The 2919-nt window shown below is 60.5% G+C and carries 3 protein-coding genes; 2 read left to right on the top strand and 1 reads right to left on the bottom strand.

Going from position 1 to position 2919, the window contains the following annotated elements:
- Window positions 1–381 precede the first annotated feature (381 nt).
- Together istA and istB are read left to right on the top strand one after the other, a co-directional pair.
- Window positions 382–1881, top strand: a complete 1500-nt coding sequence (istA, locus tag WBQ77_RS08980) for an IS21 family transposase (RefSeq protein ID WP_424059874.1) — start codon at window positions 382–384, stop codon at window positions 1879–1881.
- On the top strand, window positions 1878–2657 hold the full coding sequence (gene istB, locus WBQ77_RS08975) for an IS21-like element helper ATPase IstB (protein WP_424043724.1): 780 nt from the start codon (window positions 1878–1880) through the stop codon (window positions 2655–2657). The genes istA and istB overlap by 4 nt, the downstream gene beginning before the upstream one ends.
- On the opposite strand, the gene WBQ77_RS08970 is transcribed toward istB, so the two are convergent.
- The coding region (locus tag WBQ77_RS08970) for a hypothetical protein (protein WP_424059872.1) at window positions 2626–2919 on the bottom strand (294 nt) is incomplete at its 5' end. The two genes, istB and WBQ77_RS08970, sit on opposite strands and share 32 nt — an antisense overlap.

Here is a 2919-nt window from a genome sequence, read left to right as displayed (position 1 = left end):
ATTTCTCAGAATTAATTTGTCGGAGTGCTGCACCGCGTTGCGCGGCCGCGCCGACCGCCTGATGCGTTTGCTCTTCGGTAAGTTTCTGTGGCTTCCCCTCATGTGCCAGTCTGACGGTTACTTCGTGGTGCGCAAATTGAATCCCCTCGCGCTCGAACAAATCCCGAATGCCGTTTAGCACCTTTCGGCGGATAACCCACTGTTGCCCTGGCTTGCTCATAAACTTAACCCGCATGATCTGAGCCGACTCGTCCATCTGAATGTGAATTCCGGAGCAATAGTGGACCAGTGGAGCGGCGGCGCGGTGCCGGCTGCGCCGGATTAAAATCCGGCCACTGGTTAGGCTGAGCTTTTCCGAGTCGGGAGAGCGAGGGCCAGAGGATGTATGCCGTGGAGAAATACGCGGCAGTTCGGCGGTTTGTAATAGTCGAGGGTAACAGTCAGCGCGCAGCTGCCAGGGTTTTCGGGATCAGCCGGACGACGGTTGACAAGATGTGCACCTACTCGGCGCCGCCGGGGTATCAACGCACGAAGCCGCCGGCCAAGCCGAAGCTCGATCCCTTTATTCCGATTATCGATGCAATCCTGAAGGCGGATGCTGAGGCGCCGAAGAAGCAGCGTCACACGGCCAAGCGGATCTTCGAGCGGCTCCGGGATGAGCACGGCTACGATGGCGGCTACACGATCGTCGCCGACTATGTCCGCGAAACACGTCAGCGCAGGTCAGAGAAGTTCGTACCGCTCCACCATCCACCAGGCCACGCCCAGGTGGACTTCGGCGAAGCGATCGGCATCATTGGGGGCGAGCGCCGTAAGCTCCACGTCTTCTTCATGGACTTGCCGTACTCGGATGCGGCCTTCATGAAGGCGTATCCGGCTGAGACGACGGAAGCTTTTCTCGACGGGCACGTCTCGGCGTTGGCGTTCTTTGGTGGTGTTCCGCAATCTATCCTCTACGACAATACCAAGCTGGCCGTTGCGAGGATCTGCGGCGATGGGACTCGGGAGCGTACGCGTGCGTTCACCGGCCTGATCAGCCATTACCTTTTCCGCGATCGCTTTGGGCGTCCCGGCAAGGGTAACGACAAGGGCAAAGTTGAAGGGCTCGTGAAGAACGGCAGGCGGCGGTTCCTAACGCCTGTTCCGGTGGCGGCGAGCTTCGAAGAACTGAATGCACGCCTGGAAGCGGCATGCCTTGCCGACCAAGATCGCAAGGCCGGTCGACACATGGAGACAATCGGCGAGCGGCTTCTGAGCGATCTGTCGGCGTTCCGGCCGTTGCCAACGGCACCGTTCGAGCCCTGCGAGGTGCGCGCCGCACAGGTCAGCTCGACATCACTGGTGCGCTATCGCAGCAACGATTACTCGGTGCCGACCACGCATGGACACCGCTCGGTCACGGTCAAAGGCTACGTCGATGAGGTTGTGATCCTGGCCGGATCAGAAGAAATCGCTCGCCACCCGAGGAGCTACGAGCGCGGTGCCTTCGTGTTCGATCCGCTGCACTACCTCGCGCTGATCGAACAAAAGCCGGGAGCCTTAGATCAGGCCGCGCCGTTGCAGGGATGGGAGCTGCCCGATGAGTTCGGTCATCTGCGCCGATTGCTGGAGGCTCGCCTCGGCAACAAGGGCAAGCGAGAGTTCATCCAGGTGCTGCGCCTGATGGAGGTGCTCGATCAGAACCTGGTTGCCTTGGCCGTCGCCCGAGCGATCAAGCTGGGGGCCTTGAGCTTCGATGCCGTGAAACAAATTGCGGTGGCCCGGCTCGAGCGTCGACCGCCACAGCTCGATCTTGAGCGCTATCCACATCTGCCCAAGGCCAATGTCGCAGTGACACGAGCTGCGGATTACGCCGCCCTGATGCCAGCAGGCACGCGATGACCAAAACTGAACCGACAGCCGAACCTGCCGATCCGAAGGTGCTGCTGTCGCACCACCTGAAGAAGCTCAAGCTGCCAACGGTTCTGGCCGAATACGAGAAGCAGGCCCGCCAGTGCGCCGAGGCCGGCGTCGATCATCCGCGCTACCTGTTGCGGCTCGTTGAGTTGGAACTCATCGAGCGCCAACGCAAAATGGTCGAGCGTCGCGTGCGGGCGGCGAAGTTCCCGGCAACGAAAGAGCTTGCGTCATTCGACTTCAAGGCACTGCCCTCCCTCAACAAGGTTCTCGTCACAGAACTCGCGCGTGGTGAGTTCATCACCCGGCGCGAGAACATCATTGCCCTTGGGCCATCGGGCACGGGCAAGACGCATCTGGCCATCGGGCTTGGGCTGGCGGCGTGCCAGCGCGGCATGACCGTCGGCTTCGTCACAGCAGCCAGCCTCGTCAACCAGCTGACCGAGGCGCGCGATGAGAAACGACTGCTCCGCCTGCAATCGGCACTCGCCAAGTTCCAACTCCTGATTATCGACGAACTGGGCTACGTGCCGCTCTCCCAGACCGGTGCTGAGTTGCTCTTTGAGGTCTTCTCACAGCGTTACGAGCGTGGCTCGACGCTCGTGACCTCGAACCTGCCGTTCGAGGACTGGACATCGGTGTTCGGCTCGGAGCGCTTGACGGGCGCGCTCCTCGATCGCCTGACCCACCACGTCCACATCCTGGAGATGAACGGCGACAGCTACCGCCTCAAACAGTCAAAGGCGCGCCGCTCCGCATAGCCTCATGCACGACGCGTGAAAGCCAGAAGGCCCCGCGCGCGGGGCCTTCTGGCTTGGAACACCGGCACCACCAGTGGCCTACTCTTACTCCGGAACACTGGCCTACATTCTCTCTGAAATTGACACACTGGTTGATCTCGCGGAGTTCCTGACGGTAGCGGTTCGTGATTTCATCATCGTCGTACTCAAGGTAGCTTTTATCATTGGCGCTCTTGAGGATGATGACTTCTCGATCGTCTGATTGACCGAGATCATCATATTC

The organism is Methyloceanibacter sp., assembly GCF_049590335.1.
GTDB lineage: Bacteria > Pseudomonadota > Alphaproteobacteria > Rhizobiales > Methyloligellaceae > Methyloceanibacter.
The sequence above is the reverse complement of the archived record's forward strand: the minus strand, read 5'-3'. Positions and strand labels throughout refer to the sequence as shown.